The sequence below is a fragment of the Microbacterium sp. 77mftsu3.1 genome, assembly GCF_900100525.1.
In the GTDB taxonomy this organism is placed as follows: Bacteria; Actinomycetota; Actinomycetes; order Actinomycetales; family Microbacteriaceae; genus Microbacterium; species Microbacterium aquilitoris.
The window spans coordinates 520232-546064 of record NZ_FNCR01000002.1; the positions used below are offsets into that span (position 1 = coordinate 520232).

Sequence of the window (25833 nt, forward strand, 5' to 3'; positions counted from 1 at the left end):
GGATGCCGGGGTGTCGCGCCCGATCCATTGCATCCGCGCACGCGCAGGCGCCGCCGCATCCGCGCACGCGCATCGACCGCCGCGCGCAGCCTCAGACGAGGCCGAGCTTGACGAACGCGTTCCAGACGCCGTCGTCGAGCACGTCGGTCGTGACGTTCCCGGCGCGCTCCTTGAGGGCGGGGTCGGCGTTGCCCATCGCGACAGGGGAGCCGACGACGTCGAACATCTCCGCGTCGTTCCAGCTGTCGCCGATGCCGATCGCGTCGGCGACGTCGAGGCCGAGCGTGTCGAGGACCCGGAGGATCGCCGACCCCTTGTTCACGCCGCGCAGGCCGATCTCGCCGTTCGATCCGCCGGGGAGCGGGATGCTGCCGGGGATGACGTGGAACCGGTCGCCGAGGTCGGCCTGGGCCCGGTCGACGCTGTCGGAGCGCTTGCTGATGAACGTGGTCTTCGCGATCGCGTCGAGGTTCGCTTCGCTGATGGGTCGATACGTGACGATCGGCTTCGGCTCGATCGTGTCGGTCTGGCCGAGCCGGCGCGCCTCTTCGAGGTGGCGCTTGCGGCGCTCGGCGAAGTACTCGTCCAGCATCCCGCCGACGCCCTCGCTCGCGAAGACGGCTTCATCGGACTGCAGGAAGAAGTCGATGTCCTCGGACTCGAAGTACGAGATCAGCCGGTCGGTGTCCTCGCGGGGCATCGGGTCGGCGAACAGCAGCTCCTCGCCGCGGACGGCGTACGCGCCGCCGTTCGTGATGGCGCCGTCGTATCCGATCTCACGGACCTTGGGGTGGATGTCGCCCGCCGCGCGTCCCGTGCAGAGGTAGACCAGGTGCCCGTTCTCACGCGCCGTCCGGATGGCGGTGATCGTCGAGTCGGCGATCGCCGTCCCGTGCTCGAGGATGGTTCCGTCCACGTCAAGGAAAGCGATGCGCGTCATCCCTCCATTCTCCCGGATGAAGATGGACGGCCGGTGCGCGCCGGGGTCAGAGCTTCTTGCGCAGGAAGACCTGCTCGGTGCCGTCGTCCCCGGGCACCCGCTCGCTCTCCTCGTACCCCTCGCGCTCGTACAGGCGGATGTTCGCCTCGCTGAGCGACCCGGTGAACAGCTCGGCCGTCGTCGCGCCGGCCTCACGGCCCCGCTCCTCGACCGCGGTGAGCAGGCTCGTGCCGAGCCCGGAACCCTGCGGGTCGGGGGCGATCGCGATGCGGCCGATGAGCAGCAGATCCCCGTCGACGCGGGCACGCACGCAGCCGACGATGCGCTCGCCCTCGAGAGCGACGCAGCCGAGGTTCTCCTCGAGCTCGGCCCGCACCTCGTCGAGGGTCTGCGTGAGCGGCGGCATGTCGACCGCGTTGTAGATGAGCGCCTCCTGCACGAAGGCGGCCCGTTGCAGGGTGAGGACCTCGCCCGCGTCGTCGACGGAGATCGGGCGGATGCGGGGAGTCGTCACATCATTCAGCGTAATGCGGGACCGGGGCCGCAGCCCCGCGAGCCTAAAGTGACCGCATGTCCGATGTCCGCACCGCGATCGCCGACCGCCCCCTGATCCTGGACGGGGGACTCGGGACGATGCTCGAGGCTCGGGGGCACGATCTCACCGGCGCCCTCTGGTCGGCCGGCGTCCTCATCGACGCGCCGGGGGACGTCCGCGACGTGCATGCCGAGTTCGTCGCTGCGGGCGCCGAGGTGATCACCACCGCCTCGTACCAACTCGGGTACGACAACCTCGGTGCGGCCGGGCGCGACAGGGCAGCCGTCGACGGGCTGCTCGCGGCGTCGGTCCGGCTCGCCCGCGAGGCGGCGGAAGGACGGGCGTGGGTCGCGGCATCCGTCGGGCCCTTCGGAGCCGTGCGCGCCGACGGCAGCGAGTACACGGGCGACTACGGGATGACGGTCGCCGACCTCGCCCGCTGGCATCGCCGTCGGATCGAGGTGCTCGCCGGTGCGGGACCCGACCTGCTCGCTATCGAGACCATCGCCTCTCCCGCCGAGGTCGAGGCGATCGCCCTCGCGCTCGAGGGGATCGACGTCCCGGCATGGATCTCGCTCTCGGCAGCGAGTACGGCGTTCGAGGGCGACGGCCTCGCAGGCGCGCTCGCCGCGGCGGCCTCCGCCCCGGGCGTCGTCGCGGTCGGCGCCAACTGCTGCGCGCCGCCGCTCATCACCACCGTGCTCGACCGTGTGCCGACGGGGACGGCCGCCGTCGTCTACCCGAACAGCGGCGAGACGTGGGACGCGGCATCCCGGTCCTGGCGGGGCGAGGCGGGAGCGGCGTTCACCGAGGCGGAGGCATGGGTGGATGCCGGTGCCCGCCTCATCGGCGGATGCTGCCGGACGACCCCCGCCGACATCGCGGCGCTCGCGGCACGGCTCGGCGGCCCGGGACACAGCGATGCGGCCGTGGCGAACCACGACCGCATCGGGGGGTGAGTCAGCGCGAGAGCGATGCGCCGTTGGTGCGGATCACCTCGGCGTACCAGTCGAACGACGCCTTCTTGTAGCGATCGAGCGATCCCGATCCGTCGTCGTTGCGGTCGACGTAGATGAATCCGTACCGCTTGCTGAGCTGCGCCGTCGACGCCGAGACGAGGTCGATGCAGCCCCACGTCGTGTAGCCCATGAGATCCACGCCGTCGGCGATCGCCTCGCCGACGGCCTCGAGGTGCGCCTGCAGGTAGGCGATGCGGTAGTCGTCCTGGACGGTCTTCACACCGTCGACCTCGACCAGCTGGTCCTTCGCACCGAGGCCGTTCTCGACGATGAACAGCGGCTTCTGCCAGCGGTCCCAGAACTGGTTGAGCACGAGGCGAAGGCCCACGGGGTCGATCTGCCAGCCCCACTCCGACTCCTTGAGCGTCGGGTTCTTGACGCCGCCGAAGAGGTTCCCCTCGCCCATGACGCGCTTCGACTCGTCGGTCGTCTCGCAGATCGAGGAGTAGTAGCTGAACGACACGAAGTCGACGGTGTTCTCCTTGAGGAGCGTCCGGTCCTCGTCGGTGATGTTCAGCTCGACGCCCTGTTCGCGCAGGCTCCGCAGGTAGTAGCCGGGGTACTCGCCGCGCACGTGGATGTCACCGAAGGCGAGGTTCACCCGCTCGGTGGTGAGGGCGGCGAACACATCGTCGGGGTTCGGCGTCAGCGGGTAGACCGGCATCGACAGCACCATGCACCCGACCTGCGCGTTCGGCGCCAGCTCTCGGGCGGCCTTCGTCGCCAGGGCGGATGCCACGAGCTCGTGGTGGATCGCCTGGTACAGGTCCGAGGGGGACAGCTGGTCCTTCGGAGTGTTGATGCCGCCCGACATGAACGGGGCGTGGACGATCGAGTTGATCTCGTTGAAGGTCAGCCAGTACTTCACGCGCGCGCCGTATCGCGTGAACAGCGTCCGCACGTAGCGCTCGTAGAAGCCGATCATGTCGCGGTTGACCCAGCCGTCGTAGGTCTCGGCGAGGTGCAGCGGGGTCTCGTAGTGCGAGATCGTGACGAGCGGCTCGATGCCGTGGCGCTCGAGCTCGTCGAGGACGCGGTCGTAGAAGGCGAGGCCGGCTTCGTTGGGCTCGGTCTCGTCGCCCTTCGGGAAGATGCGGCTCCAGGCGATCGAGAACCGGAAGGTCTTGAACCCCATCTCGGCGAAGAGCGCGATGTCCTCGGCGTAGCGGTGGTAGAAGTCGATGCCGACCTGCTTGAGGTTGTCGTCCGTCGGGCCGTCGGTCCGGGGGGTCATGATGCCCTGCGGCATCACGTCCTGGATCGAGAGTCCCTTGCCGTCTTCGAGGTACGCGCCCTCGAGCTGGTTCGCGGCGGTCGCGCCGCCCCAGAGGAAGCCGTCGGGGAACGAGATGGTGCTCATGAGTCGCTTTCGTGTCGTGTCGTGTGTCTTCGAGGGGGAGGATGGATGCCGGGTGCCCCGCTTCGGGTGCGGGACACCCGGCATCCGGATCGGGTCAGGCCGTGACGGCAGCGGACTCGACCGAGACCGCCGTGAACAGCGGCTCGCCGTGCGCGACGGGGCCCGAGGCGCGGTCCGCGATCGCCGGGTAGAGCTCGCCGTTGGTGACGACGATCGGGGTGGTCAGGTCGTACCCGGCCTTCTCGATCGCGTCGCCGTCGAACTCGAGGAGCAGATCGCCGGCCTTCACCTGCTGGCCGGTGGTGACCTTCACATCGAAGTGCTGTCCGGCGAGCTTGACGGTGTCGATGCCGATGTGGATCAGCACCTCGGCGCCGTCGGCGTGACGCAGACCGATCGCATGACCGGTCGGGAAGGCCGCGGCGACCGTCGCATCGAACGGTGCGTACAGGGCGCCGCTGCGGGGGAGGATCGCGACGCCGTCGCCGAGCGCGCCCTCCGCGAACGCGGCATCCGGCGTCTCGGACAGGTCGACGACCGTCCCGTCGAGCGGGCTGAGGACGACGAGGTCGTTCTCCGCCGAGGCCGGCGCGGGGGCGGCATCCTCGGCCGGCTCGACGAAGCCGACGATCACGGTGAGCAGGAACGGGACGACGATCGCGACGCCGAGGCCGATGATGAGCATGATCATGTTGCCGTTGCCGAAAAGCGCCGGGAGGGCGAGACCGGAGGGGACGACGAACGCCTTCGCGAAGACGCCGCCGATGCCGATGATCGCTCCACCGATCGCGCCGCCGACGATACCGAAGGCGAACGGGCGCTTGAGCGGCAGGTTGATGCCGTAGATCGCGGGCTCGGTGATCCCGGCGAGGAAGCCTGACAGCGTCGCGGGCGCGGCCAGCGACTTGAGGTTCTTGTTGCGGGCGCGGACCCAGACGCCGGCGACGGCGGCTGCTTGCGCGAGGACGGCGGCGAACACGGGCCCGACGAGCAGGATCTGCCCCGTCGTCTGGAACTCGAGGGTGAACAGCGGGACGAGGCCCCAGTGCAGCCCGAAGATCACGAAGACCTGCCAGAGGCCGCCCATGATGGCGCCGCCCGCCCACGGAGCGTTGTCGAAGACCCAGCCGATGCCCTTGCCGAGGCCGCCGCCGAGGAGGTCCGAGATCGGGCCGATGACGACGAACACGAGCGGGACAGCGAACAGAACCACGATCATCGGGGTCATGAAGCGCTTCACGGCGCCCGGCAGGACGCGGTAGAGGAATTTCTCGGCGTGGCTCTGCAGCCACACGACCACGATGATCGGGATGACGCTCGAGACGTAGCTGACCATCGTGAACGGGATGCCGAAGAAGGTGAGACCAGGCTGGCCCACGAGGCCCGCCATCGTCGGGTAGACGAGGGCTCCGGCGATGGCCAGCGAGGTCCACTCGTTCGCCTTGAAGTACCGCGCGGCGGTGATCGACAGCGCGATCGGCAGGAAGTTGATGAACGCGTCCGACAGGGCGTTGAGGACGGCGTAGGTGGTCGTGTCCGTCGTGATCCAGTTGAAGGTCACCGCCGCGGCCAGGAACGCCTTCAGCAGACCGGTTCCGGCGAGCGCCCAGAGGACGGGGGTGAAGATCGACGAGATCATCGAGATGAAGCGGTTGAACAGATTGCCCTTCGGGGCATCGTTCGCGGCGCCGTCGGAAGAGGCTGCACCGAGCTTCGAGATCTTGCCGATCTCGGCGAAGACGTCGGGGACGTCGTTGCCGATGACGACCTGGTACTGGCCACCGGCCTGAGCCACCGTCACGACACCGGGCGTCGCCTTCACGGCGGCGGTGTCGGCCTTCGACTCGTCTTTCAGCACGAAACGCAGCCGGGTCGCGCAGTGCACGAGCGAACTGACGTTCTCTTCTCCGCCGACGCCCTGGAGGACTCCGGCCGCGGTCTTCGAGTAGTCCATGGGGACACGCTCTTCCTTGCCGCATCGGCGCGGCAGTCTCGGGTGGGGCACGCGTCGGGTCCGTTTCCGGGCAACAAAAAAACCTGAACTCGTTCATCGCTCGAAAGCGATGTGAGTTCAGGTTTTGCCTGCTGCCGCAGTAACAATCCGTCGCGTGCAGGGCTGCATCGCCCTGCGGAACGTCACGTTAGCATGCGCCCGCATGAAAGCGCCAGGGTCAGTTCCCGGTGGGTGCGGCGCCGACTTGGGAGGCCAGGCGCTCGACGTGGACGATCACGTAGAGCAGCTCCTCATCCGTCAGCTCTGACTCGGTCGCCGCCATGACGTACGCCTTGACCTCCTGGGCGATGGCGAACGAGCGCGGGTAGCTGTGCTTCGCGAACTCGAAGAACGAGCTGTCGCCGCTGCGGAGCATCGTGCGCGACACGAGACGCTGCAGCAGGAACTGGATGTGCAGGACGAACCGCGCGTAGTCGGGGCTGTCGACGTCCAGCGAGACGCCGAGGCCGTTCTCGACCGTCATCACGACGTGCTGCACACGCCGGAACAGCAGTGCCGCCGTGCCGTTGGGTTCGTCGCGGGTCGCGTTGAGGACGTGCATCGTGAGGAAGACGGCTTCCTCCGCAGGCAGCTCCGTGTCAAGGGCAGCCGAGATCGACTCGGCCATTGCCTTGGCGGCTGCGAACTCCGCGGGGTGCAGGACCCGCAGCTCCGGCATGTTCGCCACCGGGATGCGGATGCCCTTCGCGAGCCGCTCGAGCACGAACTGCACGTGATCGATGACGGCGATCGTCAGCGGGCGGCCGAGCTGGTGACCGAGCGATCGTTCGGCCTGGTCGACGGCCCGCGAGACCGCTTCGATGATCGCGTAAGGGGTGTCGGTGAGCATGCGGCGCTCGCGCTCGCCGTCCTCCCCGGTGTCGAGGATGAAGGTCTTCTCGACCTTGGCGGGGTCGAGGGTGTCGGACGGCTTCAGCTGGAACCCCAGGCCGCGGCCCATGAGCACCCGCTCCCGACCCTGCTCGTCGAGGGAGATCACGACGTTGTTGTTGAGCACCTTGTGCGCAACCGTTCCGCGACGCTGCGGAGCCCCATCCGTCATGGCGACGAGTCTAGGGCCGCCCGGCATCCGCCCAGCCCGTCCCGGTAGCCTGGGACCATGACCGAGTCCCCCTCCGCGCGCCCTGAGGGCATGTCCGCCGTGCGCACGACATCCCCCAAGCAGGTGCGGCCCGCGACCGAGGGGTGGACGCAGGCGAAGGATGCCGAGGGTCGCCCGCTCCTGCAGTTCGCGAGCCCCAAGCGCGGCAAGCCGCCGGTGCACCTCGCCGACCTCGACCATGAGGCGCGCGTCGAGAAGCTGAAAGAACTCGGGATGCCGGGATTCCGCGCCGGGCAGCTCGAGAAGCACTACTTCCAGCACTACACGTCGGATCCCGCCCACATGACGGACCTTCCGGCGGGCAACCGCGAGGAGCTCGTCGGTGGGCTCCTGCCGAACCTCATGACCGAGGTGCGCCGCCTCGAGACCGACGGCGGCGACACGATCAAGTTCCTGTGGCGTCTGCACGACGGCGCCCTCGTCGAGTCGGTGCTCATGCGCTACACCGGCCGCATCACGCTGTGCGTGTCGAGCCAGGCCGGCTGCGGCATGAACTGCCCGTTCTGCGCCACCGGTCAGGCCGGGCTCACGCGCAACATGTCGGCGGCCGAGATCGTCGACCAGGTGGTCCGCGCCAACCGCCTCATCGCCGACGGCGGCCTCGGCGACCCCCGCAAGGTGGGACACAAGGACGAGCGCGTCACGAACATCGTCTTCATGGGGATGGGCGAACCCCTCGCCAACTACGCCCGCGTCATGCAGGCCGTCCGAACGATGGTCGACAAGAAGCACGGCCTCGGCATGAGCGCCCGCGGCATCACGATCTCGACCGTCGGCCTCGTGCCCGCGATCCGCAAGCTGAGCGCCGAGGAGATTCCGGTCACCTTCGCGCTGTCGCTGCACGCGCCCGACGATCTGCTGCGCGACGAGCTCATCCCGGTGAACTCGCGGTGGAAGGTCGACGAGGCCCTCGACGCTGCGCGCGAGTACTTCGAGAAGACCGGCCGGCGCGTCTCGATCGAGTACGCGCTCATCAAGGACATGAACGATCACGCCTGGCGCGCCGACCTCCTCGCCGAGAAGCTCAACCAGCGCGGCCGCGGCTGGGTGCACGTGAACCCCATCCCGCTCAACCCGACGCCCGGATCGATCTGGACCTCGTCGGACGTCGACGTGCAGAACGAGTTCGTCCGGCGCCTCAACGAGGCCGGCATCCCGACGACCCTCCGCGACACCCGCGGCAAGGAGATCGACGGCGCGTGCGGCCAGCTCGTGGCGACCGAGGACGACCAGGTAGCCGCGGCATCCGTCTGATCCCGGTCACGCCGGCGGCGTGAAGGCGATCGTCGGGCGACCGTCGTCGACCGTGACACGGCACCGGACGCCGTAGACCTCCTCGATGAGTCCGTCCGTGAGGACCTCGGCCGGAGGGCCGGCCGTGACGGCGCGGCCGGCGGCCAGGACGAGCACCTCGTCGCAGAACATCGCCGCGAGGTTGAGGTCGTGGAGGGCCACGACGACGGTGACGGGGAGGCTGCGCACGAGGCTCAGCAGCTCGAGCTGATGGCGGATGTCGAGGTGGTTGGTCGGCTCGTCGAGCAGGAGCTCGCGGGGTTCCTGCGCAAGGGCGCGGGCGATCTGCGTGCGCTGCTGCTCGCCGCCCGAGAGGGTGTGCCAGCGGGCATCGGCCTTCGCCGTCAGGCCCGCTTGCGCGAGGGCGGCGTCGACGACCTCATCGTCGCGGGCGCGATCCGGCCCCCAGAGCGAGGCGTGCGGTGTGCGGCCGAGGCGGACGACGTCGCGGACCGTGAGGTCGACCTCGGTCGTCGCGTGCTGCGTGACCGCGGCGACGGTCCGCGCCACCTCGCGACGTCCGCGGTGCCGCAGGTCGGAACCGTCGAGCAGGACCCGGCCCGCGTCGGGTCTCGCGATGCCCTGCAGCAGGCGCAGGAGCGACGACTTGCCCGACCCGTTGGGGCCGAGGAGGCCGACGACGGATCCGGGCTTCGGTGCGAGCGAGACGTCGTCGACGACGAGGGCGCCACCGCGGCGCCACGACACGTGCTCGGCGACGAGACTCATGCGCGCCTCCGACGTCGGACGAGGAGGGCGACGAAGACCGGCACACCGATCAGCGCGGTGCCGACACCCACGGGGAGCGGTGTCGGCGCGAACGCGACGCGGGACACGGCATCCACCCCGATCATGAACACCATGCCGAGACCGATCGTCACGGGGATCACGCGGGCGTGACGGGAGCCCACGATCAGGCGTGCGGCGTGGGGCAGGACCAGCCCGACGAACCCGATCGCGCCGGCGACGCTGACGAGGGTCGCGGCGATCAGGGCGGTCAGGACGAGGAGCAGCATCCGGGTGCGCGCGACATGGATGCCGAGGGATGCCGCGACGTCGTCGCCGAACGCGAAGGCGTCGAGTGGGCGCACCGAGGCGACCGCGACGACCGAGCCGATGAGGACGACGACGGCGCAGAGGACGACGTCGTCCCAGCGGACGCCCTCGAGCGAGCCGAGGAGCCAGAACATCACGCCGCGCGTCTCGTCGGAGTCGGCGAAGGCGAACACGGCGAGTGAGGTGAGCGCGGAGAAGAACTGCGTCGCCGCGATGCCCGCCAGGATGAACGATGCGGTGCCCCCGCCCGTGAAGCGCGACACGACGAGGACGAGCCCGAACGCCACGAGTGCGCCGAGGAACGCGCCGCCCGAGAGGGTGAGGATGCCGCCGCCGATCCCGAACACGCCGAACAGGACCGCGCCGGTCGAGGCGCCGGAGGAGACGCCGAGGACGAACGGGTCGGCGAGGGGGTTTCGCAGCAACGACTGCAGGATGACGCCGCAGAGCCCGAGACCGGCACCGCACGCCGCGGCGACGAGCGCCCGGGGGAGGCGCTCCTGCCAGACGATCGCGTCGGCCGCGACGCGCACGGGGATGTCGGTGAGGCCGAGGTGGTTCGTGATCACGTCGCGGACGTTCACGAGCGACACGTTCGCGGGGCCGAGCGTCAGTGCGACGGCGATCGTCAGGACGACGAGGCCGACCGACAGCGCCGTGGCGACGATCGCGAGCGGGATGCGGCGGGCCCGGCGATGAGGCAGCGCCGCGGTGGCGGTCAGCGCCCCGCCTCGTTCTCGTCCCACCAGGCGCGGATCTTCTCGAGTCCGTCGACGAAGCGGATCGACGGGTTCATCTCGGCGCCGTGCAGCGCGATGAAGCGGGTGTTCTTCACGGCGTCGAGCGAGCGGGTGACGGGGTCGCTCTCGAGGAAGGCGACCTTGTCGTCGAGTCGGTCACCGGGGAAGCGGTCGCGCTGCAGGTCGCCGAGGACGATCACGTCGGGAGCGGCGTCGACGACGGCCTCCCAGGAGGTGGCCGGCCAGTCGTCGGTCTCGGCGGGGAACGCAGGAGTCATGCCGGTCTCGCGCGCGAGGATCGCCGGGGCGCCGCTGCCGCCCGCGACGTAGGGCGTGCGGGTGTCGGCGAACCAGAACAGCACCTTCTCGCCGCCGAAGTCGACGCCCTCGACGGCTGCCGCGGCGCGCTTCTTCAGTGAGGCGATGAGCGCGTCGCCGCGGGACGGGACGTCGAAGATCTCGGCGAGCTCACTGATCTCGCGATAGAGATCGTCGACGGTCAGCGGGGTGGTGCGCGTCCCGCCGCCGTTGACGCTCCGGTCGTCGGAGCAGTCGGTGGGCGAGAGGTACGAGCCGATGCCGGTTTCATCCAGCCGATCGCGCGTGACGACGCCGCCCTCGGCATAGTGGCGCCCGAACGACGCCGTCACGAAGTCGGGGTCGGTGCCGAGGACGACCTCATAGGTCGGGGCGTTGTCCGCGAGGCGGGGGACGTCCTCGTTCGCCTCGGCGAGCGATGGGAGCACGGGGTCCGTCCACGACGCGGTGCCGACGATGCGGTCGGCGAGGCCGAGCGACAGGAGGATCTCGGTCGAGTTCTGATCGAGCGACACGACGCGCTGCGGCGCCGCATCCACCTCGACCGTCCGCCCGCAGTTCTCGATCGTGAGCGGGTAGTCGGTCGATTCCTCGCCGGAGGAGGCGGCCTTCTGCGCCACGACCTCGGAGGCCCCGCAGCCCGAGAGGGCGAGGGCGGCGACGGTCAGGGTGGCGAGCAGAGCGGAACGGCGGGGGAAGGGCATCGATGGTCTCTCGTCGGGGGCCGGGGACGTCGATGGTCGATCGTAGCAAGGTAAGCCTTACCTTCCCGAATCACCTCGCTCGGCACCGGGTGCCTCGACGCCGTCCGCCGCGTTTGGCGAGACTCTGTCAAGGGGCGAATCCGGACGAGGCCCGGGAGTAGCGTCGGTGACATGGTCAACTATCGATTCCTGGGCAACAGCGGCCTCAAGATCACCGAACTCACCTACGGCAACTGGCTCACCCATGGGTCCCAGGTCGAGAACGACGCGGCGATCGCGACGGTCCACAAGGCCCTCGACCTCGGCATCAGCTCGTTCGACACCGCCGACGCATACGCCAACACGGCGGCCGAGTCTGTCCTCGCCGAGGCACTCAAGGGTCAGCGCCGCGAGTCCCTCGAGATCTTCACGAAGGTCTACTGGCCGACCGGCCCCAAGGGTCCGAACGATCACGGGCTGTCGCGCAAGCACCTGCTCGAGGGCATCAACGGCTCGCTGAAGCGGCTGAACACCGACTACGTCGACCTCTACCAGGCGCACCGCTACGACTACGAGACCCCGCTCGAGGAGACGATGCAGGCCTTCGCCGACATCGTCCGCCAGGGCAAGGCGCTCTACATCGGCGTCAGCGAGTGGACCGCTGAGCAGCTCCGCGCCGGACACGCTCTGTCGAAGGAACTGGGCTTCCAGCTCGTCTCGAACCAGCCGCAGTACTCCGCACTGTGGCGCGTCATCGAGGGCAAGGTCGTCCCGACCTCCGAGGAGCTCGGCATCTCGCAGATCGTCTGGTCGCCGCTGGCGCAGGGCGTCCTCACCGGGAAGTACAAGCCGGGTCAGCCGCTCCCCGAGGGGTCGCGCGCGACCGACGAGAAGGGCGGATCCGACATGATCAAGCGCTTCATGAAGGACGAGACCCTCTCCGCCGTGCAGAAGCTGCAGCCGATCGCCGAGGGTGCGGGCATCACGATGCCGCAGCTCGCCCTCGCGTGGGTGCTGCACAACCCGAACATCGCCGCGGCGATCATCGGGGCGTCGCGTCCCGAGCAGCTCGAGGACACCGTGAAGGCCTCGGGCATCGAGCTCGACGACGACACGTACGCCGCCATCAACGATGCGCTCGCGCCGGCAGCGGTTACCGACCCGGAGGAGACGTACTCGGTCTCACCGAAGTCCCGCCTGATCTGACGCGCGTCGCCCGTCCGTGGCCACGCACAGCGCCGGCATCCTGCTCTACCGTCTCGACGGTGAGGGCGGGGTGTCGGCGTTCGTCGCTCACATGGGCGGGCCGTACTGGGCGAACAAGGACGAGGGTGCCTGGTCGATCCCGAAGGGCGAGCTCGAGGACGGCGAGGATGCGCTGGATGCCGCGAAGCGGGAGTTCGACGAAGAGCTCGGCGTCCTGCCGCCCGAGGCCGACTACGCCGAGCTCGGCACGTTCGCGTACTCGTCGGGCAAGCGGGTGACGGTCTTCGTCGCCGACGGCGCCGGCTTCGAGGCGGACGCGTTCGTGTTCGGCGAGTTCGAGATGGAGTGGCCGCCGCGATCGGGCTGGACGGCATCGTTCCCGGAGGTCGATCGCGCCGAGTGGATGCCGCTGGCCCGGGCCCGTGAACGCGTCGTGAAGGGGCAGCGGCCCGCACTCGATCGGCTGGTGGAGCTGCTGGCTCAGGCCCGCTGAGTCAGCGCTTCTTCTTGGGCGCCTCGGACACGTCGAGCTTCTCGTGCTTGCCGCCGAGCGACGACCACGCGGATTCCTTGCCGGATGCCGCGTGTTCCGCCCCGCGCACGGCGCGCTCGTCGGCCCACTCGTTGAGGACGTGACCCCGGTGGCCGCGGACATGCTCGAGTACGACGTCGGGAAGGCCTGCCGCGCGGCGGGCGTCACGAGCCACGATCAGCTGCTCGAGAAGGTCGACGTTCTTGGTCGGCGCACCGGTGGAGGTCTTCCAGCCGCGGCGTCGGTGACCGTCCATCCACCTCTCGTAGGTGTCGATCGCGTACTTCGAGTCCGCCTGGACCACGAGCTCGCTGACATCCGCGTGATCCTCGATCGCCTTCAGGAGACCGAGCAATTCGCCGACGTTGTTGGTGCCCTGGATGACCGAGCCCGCGGCCCAGTGGCCGTCCTCGCCGACCCAGGCCCACCCCGTCGGTCCGGGGTTGCCCTTGCAGGCGCCGTCGGTGGCCACGACATAGCGGGAGGTTTCGGTCACCGGTCCACGGTACCCGTGCGCGGCACGGAGGCCGCGCACAGGCCCCGGGTCACGGGCGCAGCAGGACCTTGCCGACGCGGCCGGCGGTCAGGCTCGCACGGGCGGCGTCGCGCGCCTGCTCGAGCGGGAAGGTCGCCGAGACCGGGAGGGTCAGGACGCCGGACGAGAGGTGCTGGGCGAGCTCGCCGAAGAGCTGGCCGCGCTTGGCGGCATCCATCTCGGTGCTGACCTTGCTGCCCCAGAAGCCCTTGATCGTGATGTGGCGGAAGATGACCGGACCCGAGGCGAGCTCCATGACCGGGGCATCCATCGCGCCGAAGACGACGAGGGTGGCGTTCTCGCCGAGGAGCGAGAGGACGTGGCCGCTCGACTCGCCGCCGACGGAGTCGACGCCGGCGATGATCGAGGCGCCGCCGGTGATCTCGGCGACCTTGTCGCGCCAGTCGTCGGTGTCGACGGCGACGATGCGGTCGATACCCTGATCGGCGAGCTCGGCGACGGCGGCGCTGCGGCGGACGAGACCGACGACGTTCAGGCCGCGGGCGCGACCCATCTGAGCGACCATGCGGCCGACGGCGCCGTTGGCGGCGTTCTGGACGATCCAGTCGCCGGGCTTGAGGTCGAGGAAGTCGATGAGGCTGATCGCGCTGAACGGCATGGAGACCAGCTGCGCGGCCTGCTCGTCGGGAAGGCCCTCGGGCACGGGGATGAGGCCTGCGGCGCGGGCGACGAACTGCTCGGCCCAGACGCCGAAGGTGCCGCCGGTGGCGACACGCTGACCGACCTGCAGGTTCTCGACGCCCTCGCCGAGCTCTTCGACGACACCGACGGCCTCGGTGCCGGAGCGGGCGGGGAGTTCCGGCTTAAAGCCGTAGGTGCCGCGGATGGTCCACAGGTCGTGGTTGTGGATGGGGGAGGCGAGGAGGCGGACGCGGACCTCTCCGGCGCCGGGCGTCGGGTCGGGGGTCTCCGTCGTCTCCAGGACGTCGGCCGGTTCGCCGAAAACGGGGTGGGTGACTGCGCGCATGTTTTCTCCAAGCGTCATTGTGTAACGATCGGTACAATATACTACGAGTGACCGAGAGGATCCACCATGGGCCGCACCAGCGCATTCGACCGCGACGACGTCATCCGCGCCGCGCGCGACGTCTTCTGGGCGCGCGGCTACGCCGAGACCGGCATCGGCGAGCTCGAGCAAGCGACCGGTCTGAAGCGCTCGAGCCTCTACCACGCCTTCGGCAGCAAGAAGGGGCTCTTCGAAGCCGTCGTCGCGCGGTACCTCGATGAGGTCGTGCGCTCGCGCATCGGTCGCCTACATCAGGCGGATGCCGGTCCCGAGGCGCTCGAGCGGTACATCGCCGAGATGCGCGCTGCGATCGCCAGCGGCACCCCCCGGGCGCAGGCGGGATGCCTGCTGCTCAACGCCGCGTGCGCACCCGTCGTCGACGACGATCCGGACGTGCGTGCGCTCGTCACGGGTTACACGGATGAGCTCCGATCCGCGATCGCTGCGGGCGTCGACTCCGCGCGACCCGAGATCTCCGCAGGGTCGCGAGCGGCGCTGGCGGAGGTCTGCGCATCGCTCGTCATCGCGGCGCTTGCCGTCGCGAGGGTGGATCCGGATGCCGCGGACCGCAGCCTCGAGGCCGTGCTGACGGCCGTCGCCTCATGGGATGCCGGTGCCGTGTCCGTGTATACATAACTTCCCGATTCAGGCTCGCCCGCCCCCGGAGGGTTGCCTTGTGCATACACTGAGGCCATGACCGATGCCCCCGCGCGTTTCGCCGGCGTGCGCGCGTACGAGACGCTGCTGGGCGAGATCCAGGACGGCACGCTGCGCCCCGGCGCCGTGCTGGGCGAGGTCGAGCAGGCTGCGCGGCTCGGGGTGAGCCGGACCCCGCTGCGTGAGGCGCTCCGCCGTCTGGCCGCCGATGGGCTCGTCGAGCAGGCATCGCCGCGGGTCACCGTCGTCACCGGCATCGACGTCGACGACATCCGCGCTCTGTTCGACGTCCGCCGCGCGCTGGAGGAGACGGCGGCGCGGTTGGCCTCGCGTGCGTCGGATCGCTCGGTCTTCGCTGCGCTCGCCGCGGACTTCGCCGCCGTCGACGCCGGCGATGGGCCCGTCTCCGATGCCGACGCGTACTACGCGCTCATCGCGCGATTCGATGCGGAGCTCGACGCGGCCGTCGGCAACGACTACCTGACGTCCGCGTTGCGCACCGTCCGCACGCATCTCGTACGCGTCCGGCGTCTCGCCCGCGACAAGCCCGAACGACTCGCGGCATCCGTCTCGGAGCACCGTCTCATCGCGAGCGCGATCGCGTCAGGCGATGCCGACCTCGCCGCGCACGCGACGCACGTGCACCTGCACAACGCCCTGACCTCGATACTCGACTCCCTGTCCGACACCCCGGAGGAAACGACATGACCGTCACCCACCACGTCCGCGTCTACCGCAGCGACGAGCCGCTTCCCCGCGAGGAGCAGCTCGCCTACAAGATCGCCCAGGTCGCCGTCGACCCGGTCGCGGTCGAGTCCGACGTCATCGACATGATCGTGAACCGGATCATCGACAACGCGGCGGTGGCCGCGGCATCCCTCACCCGTCGACCCGTCAGCGCGGCCCGTTCGCAGGCGCTGTCGCACCCGGTGTCGGCCGGCGGGTACGGCGGCACCGTGTTCGGCGTGCCGAACGAGACCCGCACGAGCCCCGAGTGGGCGGCGTGGGCGAACGGCGTCGCCGTGCGCGAGCTCGACTACCACGACACGTTCCTCGCGGCGGAGTACTCGCACCCGGGTGACAACATCCCCGCGATCCTGGCCGTCGCGCAGCACGTCGGCGCCGACGGCGCCGCGCTCGTCCGCGGCCTCGCCACCGGATACGAGATCCAGGTCGACCTCGTCCGAGCGATCAGCCTGCACAAGCACAAGATCGACCACGTCGCACACCTCGGCCCCTCGGCGGCCGCGGGCATCGGCACGCTCCTCGGCCTCGACGTCGACACGATCTACCAGGCCGTCGGCCAGGCTCTCCACACCACGACCGCGACGCGTCAGTCGCGCAAGGGCGAGATCTCCACGTGGAAGGCGCACGCCCCCGCCTTCGCCGGCAAGATGGCGGTCGAGGCCGTCGACCGTGCGATGCGCGGCGAGACCTCGCCGTCCCCCATCTACGAGGGGGAGGACGGCGTCATCGCGTGGCTCCTCGACGGCAAGGACGCCGCGTACGACGTGCCGCTCCCGGCAGCAGGGGAGCCGAAGCGCGGCATCCTCGACACGTACACGAAGGAGCACTCGGCCGAGTATCAGGCGCAGGCCTGGATCGACCTCGCCCGCAAGCTCGGCACCGAGCGACCCGAACTCCGCGACCCGGCCAACATCGCCTCGATCGTGCTGCACACGAGCCACCACACGCACTACGTGATCGGCTCGGGCGCCGGCGACCCGCAGAAGTACGACCCCACAGCATCCCGCGAGACGCTCGACCACTCGATCCCGTACATCTTCGCGGTCGCACTGCAGGACGGCGGCTGGCACCACGTCGACTCCTACGCGCCCGAGCGCGCCGGCCGCCCCGACACGGTCGAGCTGTGGCACAAGGTCACGACCGCCGAGGATGTCGAGTGGACGCGGCGCTACCACTCGGAGGACCCTGACGAGAAGGCGTTCGGCGGCCGCGTGAAGATCACGCTGACCGACGGCTCGACCGTCGTGGATGAGATCGCCGTCGCGGATGCACATCCCCTCGGAGCCCGCCCGTTCGCCCGCGCGGACTACGTGCGCAAGTTCCGGCTGCTGGCGGAGCCCGTGCTCGAGCCCGCCGAGATCGATCGGTTCCTCGCGCTGGTGGAGCGCCTGCCCGAGCTGACGGCCGACGAGGTGCGGCAGCTCGACATCGTCGCCGCGCCGGGCGTGCTCGAAGCGGCGCCGGCCCCGAAGGGGCTGTTCTGATGACCGGGCTGATGGGTCGAGCGTTCGGTATTCAGTCTCTGCGCTCGGGCGTCCGGCCTGGCGGGTGTCTCGAACCGCGCGGTTCAGGGGCGCGTGTCGACGGCGACGATACGTCGGGACTGAATACGGAACGCCCCGTGGGCGGAAGGGAGGCGCGCTGATGCTGTACGCACAGACACCCGCGAACGAGAAGCGCCGTCTGTTCCGCGAGCGGCTCGCGACGGGGGAACTCCTGCGCTTCCCCGGCGCGTTCAACCCGCTGTCGGCCCGCCTCATCGAACGGAAGGGCTTCGAGGGCGTCTACATCTCGGGCGCCGTCCTCTCCGCCGATCTCGGGCTCCCCGACATCGGACTGACGACCCTGACCGAGGTCGCCGCCCGCGGCCAGCAGATCGCCCGCCAGACGGAGCTCCCCGCGATCATCGATGCCGACACGGGGTTCGGCGAGCCCATGAACGTGGCGCGGACGATCCAGACCCTCGAGGACGCCGGCATCGCCGGTGCGCACATCGAGGATCAGGTGAACCCGAAGCGCTGCGGCCATCTGGACGGCAAAGCGGTCGTCGACGAGGACACGGCACTCAAGCGCATCCGCGCCGCCGTCGACGCGCGTCGCGACCCGAACTTCCTCGTGATGGCGCGCACCGACATCCGGGCCGTCGACGGGCTGGATGCCGCGACCGACCGCGCGCGCAAACTGGTGGATGCCGGCGCCGATGCGATCTTCCCCGAGGCGATGCGGACCCTCGAGGAGTTCGCCGCCGTGCGCGAGGCGGTCGACGTGCCGATCCTCGCGAACATGACCGAGTTCGGCAAGAGCGACCTGTTCACGGTCGACCAGCTGCGGGACGTCGGGGTGAACATCGTGATCTGGCCGGTGTCGCTTCTGCGCATCGCGATGGGCGCGGCCGAGCGCGCGCTCGATACGCTGATCGACGAGGGGCACCTGACGTCCCGCCTCGGCGAGATGCAGCACCGCGCCGACCTGTACGACCTCATCGACTACGAGTCGTACAACCACTTCGACACGAACGTCTTCACCTTCCGCATCGACCGCTGACGGTCGACGAACAGGAGCGAACATGAGCGACCCCGACATCAAGAAGGGCCTCGCCGGCGTCTACGCCGACACGACGGCGATCAGCAAGGTCAACCCCGAGACGAACTCCCTGCTGTACCGCGGGTATCCCGTACAGGAGCTCGCGGCCACGCAGCCGTTCGAGGCGGTCGCCTACCTGCTGTGGCACGGCGAACTGCCGACCGGCGACCAGCTCGCCGAGCTGCAGGCGGTCGAACGGGCGAACCGGGCGCTGCCCGCCGACATCCGCTCCTTCATCGACGCGATGCCGACCTCGGCCCACCCGATGGACGAGGCGCGGACGGTCGTCAGCCTGCTCGGGTCGTTCGAGACCGCGGGCATCGCGAATGTGCTCGACGCCGCGGGCACGCCGGCGGAGAACCTGGACCGCAGCATCCGCCTGTTCGCCATCCTCCCCGCCGTCGTCGCGTACGGTCAGCGCCGCCGCCGGGGGCAGGAGATCGTCGAGCCGCGTGAGGACCTCGGGTACGCCGCGAACTTCCTCTGGATGACCTTCGGCGAGGAGCCCGACGAGGCCGTCATCGACGCGTTCAACCGCTCGATGGTCCTCTACGCCGAGCACTCGTTCAACGCGTCGACGTTCACCGCCCGCGTGATCGCGTCCACTCTCAGCGACCTGTACTCGTCCGTCGTCGGTGCGATCGGCGCGCTGAAGGGACCGCTCCACGGCGGCGCGAACGAGGCCGTCATGCACATCTTCGACGAGATCGGCTCGGCCGACGCCGTCGTGCCGTGGCTCGACGAGGCCCTCGCCGCCAAGCGCAAGATCATGGGCTTCGGCCACCGGGTCTACAAGCGCGGCGACTCGCGCGTGCCGACGATGAAGGCCGCGCTCGACACGCTCGTCGAGCACTACGACCGGCCCGACGTCGCCGAGTTGTACGAGACGCTCGAGTCCGAGTTCGTCTCGCGCAAGGGCATCTACCCCAACCTCGACTACCCGTCGGGCCCGGCGTACAGCCTCATGGGCTTCGACACGCTGACGTTCACGCCGCTGTTCATCGCCGCCCGCATCACCGGGTGGACGGCGCACATCATGGAACAGCAGGCATCCAACGCCCTCATCCGACCCCTGGCGGCGTACAGCGGTTTGGACGAGCGGCACATCGAGGGCTACGTCCCGGATGCCGCCGAGGTCGAGGCTCTCGAGCGGCCGGAGGAAGCCGCGGGCTGATCTTTCCCCACGGGGGCGTGCGCACGTGGTATTCAGGACATCTGCGTGACCAGTGGCCGAGCACCTTCGGTCTCGGCGCGCACACGTCACCCTGGGGGGAACGCACCATGTCATACCGTCCTGCGCGGAAATCGGGGGTCTCGCGCGTCGCCGTGGCGACCGCTGCCGCCACCGTCCTCATCGCGTCACTCACGGCGGCGCCGGCGAACGCCGTCTCGTCGGACCCGAACCTCTTCTGCGATCTGCCGGGCCAGCGCCTGGCGATCTCGCCCATCAGCGGCCTGAAGGAGGGCGAGCCCGTCACCTGGCGCTCCACCGTCAAGGGCACCAAGCCCACGACCTTCACCGGTGAGTACATCGGCAAGCTCGACAACGCGTTGGGGACGGATGCCGCGGGCAAGCCGCGCGATCTGCTCCTCGTGAAGCTCGACGGCGACATCGTCAACGGCACGTCGGGTTCGCTCGCCGCGGGCGTGTGGGCCGGGGCATCCGGCTCGCCCGTCTACGACGCGGACGGCGCCCTGCTCGGCGCGGTGTCGTACGGTTTCAGCTCGCTCCCCGACAACGTCGCGGGTGTGACGCCGGCCGCGTACATGAAGGCGATCGGCGCGCTGCCGGCATCCAAGACGCTCAGCCCGTCGCAGACGCAGACCGTCGAGCGGATGGCCGACGAGAAGTCGACGGCTCGTCGCAGCAGCACGCTTCGCCGCATCGAGCCGGTGCGAGTGACGATCGGGACGTCGGCGAGTGACCTGGACGACGCCACCGACAGACTCAGTGAACGCATCCCCGGCTTCCGCGGCGCGGTGGCGGGCGGCCTCGCCGTGCCCGGTGGCGAGAATCGCGCGGCCGACTATCCGATCGTCGTCGGCGGCAACATCGCGATGTCGTACGGCTACGGCGCCGTCACCGAGGCCAGCGTCGGCACCGTGACCGCCATTTGCGGCACGGAGGTCTTCGCCTACGGCCACCCCGGCAGCGGCAACTCGGCTCTCTCCGCCAGCATCCACGGCGCATCGGCGGCGCGCATCGTCCCCGACTCCGCCGGCTCGTACAAGATGGTCAGCGCGATCGGCCGGGTCAAGGGCAAGCTCCTCGACGATCGGACCGCCGGCATCCGCGGCAAGCTCGGCGTGCCCGCTCCGACGATCGAAATCCGGACCACCAGCGCCTACGGCACCCTGAAGAACACGACGGTCACGAAGGTGTCCGAGCCGGGGTTCATCCCCGGCGCCGCGTACGCGCAGATGGGCAACGAGGCGGTCCGGATGCTCGACAACGTGCAGAAGGGCTCTGCGCGGGTCGAGTGGACGATCACGTATCAGCGGGCCGACGGTGCGACGGCGACCCTGAAGAACGTGAACCGCTACGCGAGCCCCTCCGAACTGCCCTACTACGTGGGTGATGGTGTCGCGAATGATGTGGCGGCGCTGCAGAGCAACCCGTTCGAGGATGTGCGGATCCTGTCGGTGAACGTCCTGACGCGTTTCGAGGCGGATTACCGGGCGGCGGCGTTCAGCGGTGTGCAGATGTTGAAGAGCGGCAGGTGGGTGACGGTGGATTCGGGCAGTGTCCTGAAGGCCGCTCGTGGCGGGTCGTATTCGTTCCGCACGGTGCTCGCGCCGGCTCCCGGTGCGAAGAAGGTGACCGAGTACGCGCCGTTCACGGTCACCGTGCCGAAGGATGTGCGCAGCACGTACCAGGTCGAGTTGTTCGCCCCGGACGCCGACGACGAGTTCGGTGGAGAAGGGCCGGACCCGCGGTCCTTCGCGCAGTTCGTCGCGGGGCTCGACGACAACTACCGTTCCGATGTCATCACGCGGGAGACGTGGTACACGTCGACGGCGGGGCCGAGGAAGGCCGGCGAGGCCACGATCGTCGCACCCACGGTGCTGATCGGCAACGGGGCATCCGCGTTCCTCCGGTTCGAGGTCCCGGCCACGCGCTGACGTCATCGATCCCGGCGACCGCGCCGCAGCTCGTCAAAGGCTGCGGCGCGGTCGTATGTACGGCGTCGGCGCGGTCTGCGAGCATGAGGCCATGGTGGACACCACGAGCACGGAGCGCATCGTCATCGTCGCCGGGGCGCGCACTCCCGTCGGCCGCTTCGACGGCGGTTTCCGAGGGACACCCGCACACGAGTTGGGCGCGCAGGCGGTGTCCGCCGCTCTCGACCGCTCGAAGGTCGACCCGTCCCGCGTCGGCGAGGTGGTGATCGGCGCGATCGGTCAGGTCGCCGGCGACGCCTACATCGCTCGACGCATCGCGCTCGCGGCGGGCCTCGCCGACGACACCCCCGCCTTCACGGTGAACCGGCTGTGCGGGTCGGGGCTGCAGTCGATCTGGTCGGCGGCGCAGGAGCTGCGCTGGGGTGGCATCGATGTCGCCGTCGCCGGCGGCGCCGAGAACATGACGCGGATGCCGTTCTACGACATGGACGCCCGCTCGGGAGCGACGCTCGGACACCGCCGGCTGCTCGACGGCACCCTCGCGATGCTCACTGATCCGTTCAGCGGGCGGCACATGGGTACGACCGCCGAGACCGTGGCCGAGCGCTTCGGGGTGACGCGCGCCGAGCAGGACGCGTACGCCCTCGAGTCCCAGCGCCGCGCATCGACGGATGCCGCCCGCGCCGCCTTCGCCGAAGAGATCGTCGCCACGACGACCACCGATCGACGGCCCGTAGAGGTGACACGGGATGAGCACCCGCGTCCCGACACGACGCTCGAGGCGCTCGCCCGGCTGCGTCCGGCGTTCACCCCGGACGGCACCGTCACCGCGGGGAACGCCTCGGGGATCAACGACGGCGCCGCCGCGACGGTGCTGATGCGGGAGTCGGACGTGCGCGCCGAGGGACTCCCCGCGCTCGCGACCATCGAGGCCGTCACGACCGCGGCGCTCGACCCGGCGATCATGGGGTACGCGCCGACGATCGCGCTGCGGAAGCTCTTCGCCCAGACGGGGCTGAGCCCTGCAGACGTCGCGACCGTGGAACTCAACGAGGCGTTCGCGTCGCAGGTGATCGCGGTCATGCGCGACACGGGGCTCGACCCGGAGCGGACGAACCCCTACGGCGGGGCGATCGCGCTGGGCCACCCCGTCGGTGCGACCGGCACGATCCTGACCGTCCGTGCGGCGCTGACCCTGCAGCGCACGGGCGGAGAGTTCGCCATCGTCACGATGTGCATCGGCGGCGGCCAGGCGCTCGCTGCGCTGTTGCGACGCTGGGACGCCTGACCGAGGCATCCGTCTGCGAGCATGAAGGGATGACGGATTACGCGACCATCCTCACCGAGACGCGCGGACGCGTCGGGTGGATCACCCTCAACCGACCCGAGGCGCTGAACGCCCTCAATGCGCAGGTCATGCACGATGTCGTGGATGCCGCGGAGGCCTTCGACGCCGACGCCGCGATCGGCGCCATCGTCGTCACCGGCAGCGAACGGGCGTTCGCAGCCGGCGCGGACATCAAGGAGATGGAGGCGCTCAGCGGCAGCGAGATGCTGCTCGCGAACCACTTCGGCCAGTGGTCGCGGTTCGCCGCGGTGCGGACGCCGACCATCGCCGCGGTGGCGGGCTATGCGCTCGGCGGCGGGTGCGAGCTCGCGATGATGTGCGACATCATCCTCGCGGCCGACTCGGCGCGGTTCGGGCAGCCGGAGATCAGTCTCGGGGTCATCCCGGGGCTCGGCGGGACCCAGCGGCTGGTGCGGGCGATCGGGTCGTTCAAGGCAGCGGAACTCGTGCTGACGGGGCGGCAGCTGACGGCGGACGAGGCGGAGCGGTCGGGCCTCGTCTCGCGCGTCGTGCCGGCGGCGGAGCTTCTGGACGATGCGCAGCGCACGGCGGAGACCATCGCGTCGAAGCCGCTGCCCGCGCTGTACGCGGCGACGGCGGCGCTCGACGTCGCCGTGGAATCGACACTGGCGGAGGGGCTGCGGTTCGAGCGGCAGGCGTTCGCCGGGCTGTTCGACACCGCGGACCAGAAGGAAGGCATGGCCGCCTTCCGCGAGAAGCGCGCACCGGAGTTCCGGCACCGATGAGCGCCGTCCGCCTTGTGCGCTCCGAGGGTCTTGCGGCAGCGCCGTATGCGTATGCGGCGCACGTCGAAGCAGGGGCCGAGCTGATTTTCCTCGCGGGTGCGTGCCCGCTTGCCGACGACGGCTCGACGGTCGCTGTCGGTGATGTGGCGGGTCAGGCTCGGCGCTGCGTCGAGACGATGCTCGTCGCCCTGGATGCCGCTGGTGCGACCCTCTCCGATGTCGCGTCGACGCGGGTTCTGGTGGCTTCATCGGACCGGCACGACCTGGTGGCGGCGTGGAACGTGGTGCGTGAGGCCTTCGGTGAGCATGACGTGCCCAGCACTCTGATCGGCGTGGCAGCGCTGGGGTACGAGGATCAGCTGGTCGAGATCGAGGCCGTCGCGGCGGTCCGTGGTGGTTGAGCCGCCCGCCGCCGTCGGGGCCCGACCGGGAGCCTCGCGCCCGACCGTAGACTCTGAGGCGATACCGAGGAGGAGTCAATGAAGATCGTCGTCCTGCTGAAGGAAGTGCCGGACACCTGGGGTGATCGCACGCTCGATCTCGAGACGGGGCTCGCCGCGCGTGACGCATCCGAGCGTGTCCTCGATGAGATCGGTGAGCGCGCTCTCGAAGCCGCCCTCACGTACTCCGAGGCGAACGAGGGCACCGAGGTCGTCGTCATGACGATGGCATCGGATGCCGCGACCGCCTCCCTCCGCAAGGGGCTCGCGATGGGGGCTCACTCCGCCGTCCAGGTCACCGACGATGCGCTGCGCGGCGCCGACCTCGGCGTCACGGCCCGCGTCCTCGCCGCAGCTCTCCGCCGCACCGGGTTCGACCTCGTCATCACCGGCAACCTCTCCACCGACGGCGCCGGCGGTGTGCTCCCCGCGATGCTCGCCGAGCACCTCGGCGTCCCGCAGGCCACCGCTCTGTCCGCTGTCGAGATCACGACGGATGGCGTCAGCGGCACGCGCGCGACGGACTTCGGCACCGCGTCGGTCACCGCGACGCTGCCCGCCGTCATCTCGATCACCGAGGCGCTGCCCGACGCCCGCTTCGCCAACTTCAAGGGCATCATGGCGGCGAAGAAGAAGCCGTTCGAGGTGCTGTCGCTCGCCGATCTCGACGTCGACGTCGACCCGGCATCCGCCCCGCAGTCGATCATGACCGCGGTCGCGCAGAAGCCGCCGCGGCAGGCGGGGACGAAGATCGTCGACGAGGGGGATGCCGGCGAGAAGCTCGCAGCCTTCCTGCTCGAGAACCGGCTGGCGTGAGAGACCGAGGAGAACATCGTGACCGACTTCGCCCCTGACGCCATCCTCGTCTGGCTCGACGTGACCCCCGGCGGGGAGCTGGCCGCTTCCGCCGCCGGTCTCATCGGCGCCGCCGCCTCGATCGGCACCCCCGTCGTCGTCCTCGTGGCCGACGAGTCCCGGCACGCCGACCTCGCCGCCGCGGCCGGATCCCTCGGCGCGTCGACCGTCCTGACCACTGGGCTCGGCGGCGCCGACTCCGCGCTCACGGTGCCGATCGTCGACGCGGTGGCCGCGGCATCCGCTCTCGTGCAGCCCGACGCCGTCCTGATCTCGAACTCCATCGAAGGCCGGGACGTCGCGGGACGGTTCGCTGCCCGGACCTCTGCGGCCCTCTGCGTCGACGCCGTGGGCGTCTCGCGCGACGACGACGGCGTACTCGCGCAACACTCCGTCTACGGCGGCGCCTACAACGTCACCGCGGGGGCGACGTACGGACCGCTCGTGGTCACCGTCCGGCAGGGGTCGATCGATGCGCGATCCGAGGCCGTCGACGCGCCGACGATCGTCGGGCTGCAGGTCGAGGCATCCGGAGCGCCCGCCGCCGCCATCACGGGCTTCGACGAGGCGGTCGCCGTCTCGAGCCGCCCGGAACTCCGCGGCGCGGCGAAGGTCGTGTCGGGCGGGCGCGGGCTCGGTTCGGCCGACCAGTTCGCCCTCGTCGAGCAGCTCGCCGACGCTCTGGGCGCGGCCGTCGGAGCCTCCCGCGCTGCAGTGGATGCCGGTTACGTCCCCTCCTCGTACCAGGTCGGCCAGACCGGTGTCTCGGTGTCGCCGCAGTTGTATGTCGCACTCGGCATCTCGGGCGCCATCCAGCACAAGGCGGGCATGCAGACGGCGAAAACCATCATCGCCGTGAACAAAGATGGAGAGGCACCGATCTTCGACATCGCCGATTTCGGTGTCGTCGGAGACCTGTTCACCGTCGTGCCGCAGCTGATCGCGGCGCTCGAGGCGGGAAAGAAGTAGGAGCG

Annotated in this window: 25 protein-coding genes; 15 read left to right on the forward strand and 10 right to left on the reverse strand. The window is 69.9% G+C overall.

The window, feature by feature from the left end:
- Positions 1-91: 91 nt before the first annotated feature.
- Both BLR68_RS07480 and BLR68_RS07485 read right to left on the reverse strand, forming a co-directional pair.
- A complete protein-coding gene (locus BLR68_RS07480; protein WP_018187450.1) occupies positions 92-940 on the reverse strand; it encodes a Cof-type HAD-IIB family hydrolase in 849 nt (282 codons plus the stop codon).
- A gap of 46 nt (positions 941-986) precedes the next feature.
- Positions 987-1454: a GNAT family N-acetyltransferase gene (locus BLR68_RS07485; RefSeq protein WP_018187449.1), complete on the reverse strand. Its 468-nt coding sequence runs from the start codon at positions 1452-1454 to the stop codon at positions 987-989.
- A 56-nt stretch (positions 1455-1510) separates the two neighbouring features.
- Here BLR68_RS07485 and mmuM point away from each other — a divergent pair, with 56 nt between their 5' ends.
- Positions 1511-2434 carry a homocysteine S-methyltransferase gene (gene mmuM / locus BLR68_RS07490; protein ID WP_018187448.1) on the forward strand — a complete coding sequence of 308 codons (924 nt, stop codon included), beginning with the start codon at positions 1511-1513 and terminating at the stop codon, positions 2432-2434.
- Position 2435: 1 nt separating this feature from the next.
- Here mmuM and BLR68_RS07495 read toward each other — a convergent pair whose 3' ends face one another.
- From BLR68_RS07495 to BLR68_RS07505, 3 genes are all read right to left on the reverse strand, one after another.
- The gene (locus BLR68_RS07495) at positions 2436-3854 is read right to left on the reverse strand and encodes a glycoside hydrolase family 1 protein (protein ID WP_018187447.1); all 1419 of its coding nucleotides are present in this window, start codon (positions 3852-3854) and stop codon (positions 2436-2438) included.
- Positions 3855-3948: 94 nt separating this feature from the next.
- Positions 3949-5808 carry a beta-glucoside-specific PTS transporter subunit IIABC gene (locus BLR68_RS07500; RefSeq protein ID WP_018187446.1) on the reverse strand — a complete coding sequence of 620 codons (1860 nt, stop codon included), beginning with the start codon at positions 5806-5808 and terminating at the stop codon, positions 3949-3951.
- A gap of 217 nt (positions 5809-6025) precedes the next feature.
- A complete protein-coding gene (locus BLR68_RS07505; protein WP_018187445.1) occupies positions 6026-6910 on the reverse strand; it encodes a PRD domain-containing protein in 885 nt (294 codons plus the stop codon).
- Between the two features lie 90 nt (positions 6911-7000).
- Here BLR68_RS07505 and rlmN point away from each other — a divergent pair, with 90 nt between their 5' ends.
- Entirely contained in the window at positions 7001-8224 is a 1224-nt protein-coding gene (gene rlmN / locus BLR68_RS07510; RefSeq protein WP_018187444.1) for a dual-specificity RNA methyltransferase RlmN, read from the forward strand.
- Positions 8225-8230: 6 nt separating this feature from the next.
- Here the strand turns inward: rlmN and BLR68_RS07515 are convergent, their stop codons facing one another.
- The 3 genes from BLR68_RS07515 to BLR68_RS07525 are packed head-to-tail and all read right to left on the reverse strand — an operon-like array spanning position 8231 to position 11081.
- A complete protein-coding gene (locus BLR68_RS07515) occupies positions 8231-8992 on the reverse strand; it encodes an ABC transporter ATP-binding protein (RefSeq protein WP_018187443.1) in 762 nt (253 codons plus the stop codon).
- The gene (locus BLR68_RS07520; RefSeq protein WP_018187442.1) at positions 8989-10065 is read right to left on the reverse strand and encodes a FecCD family ABC transporter permease; all 1077 of its coding nucleotides are present in this window, start codon (positions 10063-10065) and stop codon (positions 8989-8991) included. Before BLR68_RS07520 ends, BLR68_RS07515 begins: the two co-directional genes overlap by 4 nt.
- Positions 10038-11081 carry an ABC transporter substrate-binding protein gene (locus tag BLR68_RS07525; RefSeq protein ID WP_018187441.1) on the reverse strand — a complete coding sequence of 348 codons (1044 nt, stop codon included), beginning with the start codon at positions 11079-11081 and terminating at the stop codon, positions 10038-10040. Before BLR68_RS07525 ends, BLR68_RS07520 begins: the two co-directional genes overlap by 28 nt.
- A gap of 171 nt (positions 11082-11252) precedes the next feature.
- Here BLR68_RS07525 and BLR68_RS07530 point away from each other — a divergent pair, with 171 nt between their 5' ends.
- Positions 11253-12266 (forward strand): aldo/keto reductase family protein, encoded by a 1014-nt coding sequence (locus BLR68_RS07530; protein ID WP_018187440.1) that lies wholly within the window; start codon positions 11253-11255, stop codon positions 12264-12266.
- Between the two features lie 16 nt (positions 12267-12282).
- Positions 12283-12759: an NUDIX hydrolase gene (locus BLR68_RS07535; RefSeq protein ID WP_018187439.1), complete on the forward strand. Its 477-nt coding sequence runs from the start codon at positions 12283-12285 to the stop codon at positions 12757-12759.
- Position 12760: 1 nt separating this feature from the next.
- Here the strand turns inward: BLR68_RS07535 and BLR68_RS07540 are convergent, their stop codons facing one another.
- Positions 12761-13294, reverse strand: coding sequence for a ribonuclease H family protein (locus tag BLR68_RS07540; protein ID WP_018187438.1), 534 nt, complete (start codon positions 13292-13294; stop codon positions 12761-12763).
- Between the two features lie 49 nt (positions 13295-13343).
- Complete coding sequence (locus BLR68_RS07545; protein ID WP_018187437.1) at positions 13344-14321, reverse strand: zinc-binding dehydrogenase; 978 nt, start codon at positions 14319-14321, stop codon at positions 13344-13346.
- A 66-nt stretch (positions 14322-14387) separates the two neighbouring features.
- On the opposite strand from BLR68_RS07545, the gene BLR68_RS07550 reads away from it, so the two are divergent.
- The 11 genes from BLR68_RS07550 (at position 14388) to BLR68_RS07600 (ending at position 25828) form a co-directional block, all read left to right on the forward strand.
- Positions 14388-14996 (forward strand): TetR/AcrR family transcriptional regulator, encoded by a 609-nt coding sequence (locus tag BLR68_RS07550; protein WP_018187436.1) that lies wholly within the window; start codon positions 14388-14390, stop codon positions 14994-14996.
- 57 nt (positions 14997-15053) lie between these two features.
- On the forward strand, positions 15054-15725 hold the full coding sequence (locus tag BLR68_RS07555) for a GntR family transcriptional regulator (RefSeq protein ID WP_018187435.1): 672 nt from the start codon (positions 15054-15056) through the stop codon (positions 15723-15725).
- Positions 15722-17248: an MmgE/PrpD family protein gene (locus BLR68_RS07560; protein WP_018187434.1), complete on the forward strand. Its 1527-nt coding sequence runs from the start codon at positions 15722-15724 to the stop codon at positions 17246-17248. Before BLR68_RS07555 ends, BLR68_RS07560 begins: the two co-directional genes overlap by 4 nt.
- A gap of 160 nt (positions 17249-17408) precedes the next feature.
- Entirely contained in the window at positions 17409-18308 is a 900-nt protein-coding gene (prpB, locus tag BLR68_RS07565) for a methylisocitrate lyase (protein WP_018187433.1), read from the forward strand.
- Between the two features lie 22 nt (positions 18309-18330).
- Positions 18331-19521: a bifunctional 2-methylcitrate synthase/citrate synthase gene (locus BLR68_RS07570; RefSeq protein ID WP_018187432.1), complete on the forward strand. Its 1191-nt coding sequence runs from the start codon at positions 18331-18333 to the stop codon at positions 19519-19521.
- Between the two features lie 107 nt (positions 19522-19628).
- Entirely contained in the window at positions 19629-21470 is a 1842-nt protein-coding gene (locus BLR68_RS07575) for a hypothetical protein (RefSeq protein ID WP_256335341.1), read from the forward strand.
- A 91-nt stretch (positions 21471-21561) separates the two neighbouring features.
- A complete protein-coding gene (locus tag BLR68_RS07580; protein ID WP_040570593.1) occupies positions 21562-22758 on the forward strand; it encodes a thiolase family protein in 1197 nt (398 codons plus the stop codon).
- 29 nt (positions 22759-22787) lie between these two features.
- The gene (locus BLR68_RS07585; protein ID WP_018187429.1) at positions 22788-23564 is read left to right on the forward strand and encodes an enoyl-CoA hydratase-related protein; all 777 of its coding nucleotides are present in this window, start codon (positions 22788-22790) and stop codon (positions 23562-23564) included.
- Positions 23561-23965: a RidA family protein gene (locus tag BLR68_RS07590; protein ID WP_018187428.1), complete on the forward strand. Its 405-nt coding sequence runs from the start codon at positions 23561-23563 to the stop codon at positions 23963-23965. Before BLR68_RS07585 ends, BLR68_RS07590 begins: the two co-directional genes overlap by 4 nt.
- Before the next feature lie 78 nt (positions 23966-24043).
- Positions 24044-24820, forward strand: coding sequence for an electron transfer flavoprotein subunit beta/FixA family protein (locus tag BLR68_RS07595; RefSeq protein WP_018187427.1), 777 nt, complete (start codon positions 24044-24046; stop codon positions 24818-24820).
- 18 nt (positions 24821-24838) lie between these two features.
- Positions 24839-25828 (forward strand): electron transfer flavoprotein subunit alpha/FixB family protein, encoded by a 990-nt coding sequence (locus BLR68_RS07600; protein ID WP_018187426.1) that lies wholly within the window; start codon positions 24839-24841, stop codon positions 25826-25828.
- The last annotated feature ends 5 nt before the right edge of the window (positions 25829-25833 follow it).

What these genes read in the sequence shown, in the direction of transcription:
- BLR68_RS07575 (WP_256335341.1), top strand. Translation starts at nt 19,629, where the DNA reads ATGTCATACCGTCCTGCGCGGAAATCGGGGGTCTCGCGCGTCGCCGTG.
- BLR68_RS07525 (WP_018187441.1), bottom strand. Translation starts at nt 11,081, where the DNA reads ATGCCCTTCCCCCGCCGTTCCGCTCTGCTCGCCACCCTGACCGTCGCC.
- BLR68_RS07550 (WP_018187436.1), top strand. Translation starts at nt 14,388, where the DNA reads ATGGGCCGCACCAGCGCATTCGACCGCGACGACGTCATCCGCGCCGCG.
- BLR68_RS07580 (WP_040570593.1), top strand. Translation starts at nt 21,562, where the DNA reads ATGGTGGACACCACGAGCACGGAGCGCATCGTCATCGTCGCCGGGGCG.
- BLR68_RS07480 (WP_018187450.1), bottom strand. Translation starts at nt 940, where the DNA reads ATGACGCGCATCGCTTTCCTTGACGTGGACGGAACCATCCTCGAGCAC.
- BLR68_RS07590 (WP_018187428.1), top strand. Translation starts at nt 23,561, where the DNA reads ATGAGCGCCGTCCGCCTTGTGCGCTCCGAGGGTCTTGCGGCAGCGCCG.
- BLR68_RS07585 (WP_018187429.1), top strand. Translation starts at nt 22,788, where the DNA reads ATGACGGATTACGCGACCATCCTCACCGAGACGCGCGGACGCGTCGGG.
- rlmN (WP_018187444.1), top strand. Translation starts at nt 7,001, where the DNA reads ATGTCCGCCGTGCGCACGACATCCCCCAAGCAGGTGCGGCCCGCGACC.
- mmuM (WP_018187448.1), top strand. Translation starts at nt 1,511, where the DNA reads ATGTCCGATGTCCGCACCGCGATCGCCGACCGCCCCCTGATCCTGGAC.
- BLR68_RS07545 (WP_018187437.1), bottom strand. Translation starts at nt 14,321, where the DNA reads ATGCGCGCAGTCACCCACCCCGTTTTCGGCGAACCGGCCGACGTCCTG.
- BLR68_RS07570 (WP_018187432.1), top strand. Translation starts at nt 18,331, where the DNA reads ATGAGCGACCCCGACATCAAGAAGGGCCTCGCCGGCGTCTACGCCGAC.
- BLR68_RS07560 (WP_018187434.1), top strand. Translation starts at nt 15,722, where the DNA reads ATGACCGTCACCCACCACGTCCGCGTCTACCGCAGCGACGAGCCGCTT.
- prpB (WP_018187433.1), top strand. Translation starts at nt 17,409, where the DNA reads ATGCTGTACGCACAGACACCCGCGAACGAGAAGCGCCGTCTGTTCCGC.
- BLR68_RS07595 (WP_018187427.1), top strand. Translation starts at nt 24,044, where the DNA reads ATGAAGATCGTCGTCCTGCTGAAGGAAGTGCCGGACACCTGGGGTGAT.
- BLR68_RS07530 (WP_018187440.1), top strand. Translation starts at nt 11,253, where the DNA reads ATGGTCAACTATCGATTCCTGGGCAACAGCGGCCTCAAGATCACCGAA.
- BLR68_RS07515 (WP_018187443.1), bottom strand. Translation starts at nt 8,992, where the DNA reads ATGAGTCTCGTCGCCGAGCACGTGTCGTGGCGCCGCGGTGGCGCCCTC.
- BLR68_RS07505 (WP_018187445.1), bottom strand. Translation starts at nt 6,910, where the DNA reads ATGACGGATGGGGCTCCGCAGCGTCGCGGAACGGTTGCGCACAAGGTG.
- BLR68_RS07500 (WP_018187446.1), bottom strand. Translation starts at nt 5,808, where the DNA reads ATGGACTACTCGAAGACCGCGGCCGGAGTCCTCCAGGGCGTCGGCGGA.
- BLR68_RS07555 (WP_018187435.1), top strand. Translation starts at nt 15,054, where the DNA reads ATGACCGATGCCCCCGCGCGTTTCGCCGGCGTGCGCGCGTACGAGACG.
- BLR68_RS07495 (WP_018187447.1), bottom strand. Translation starts at nt 3,854, where the DNA reads ATGAGCACCATCTCGTTCCCCGACGGCTTCCTCTGGGGCGGCGCGACC.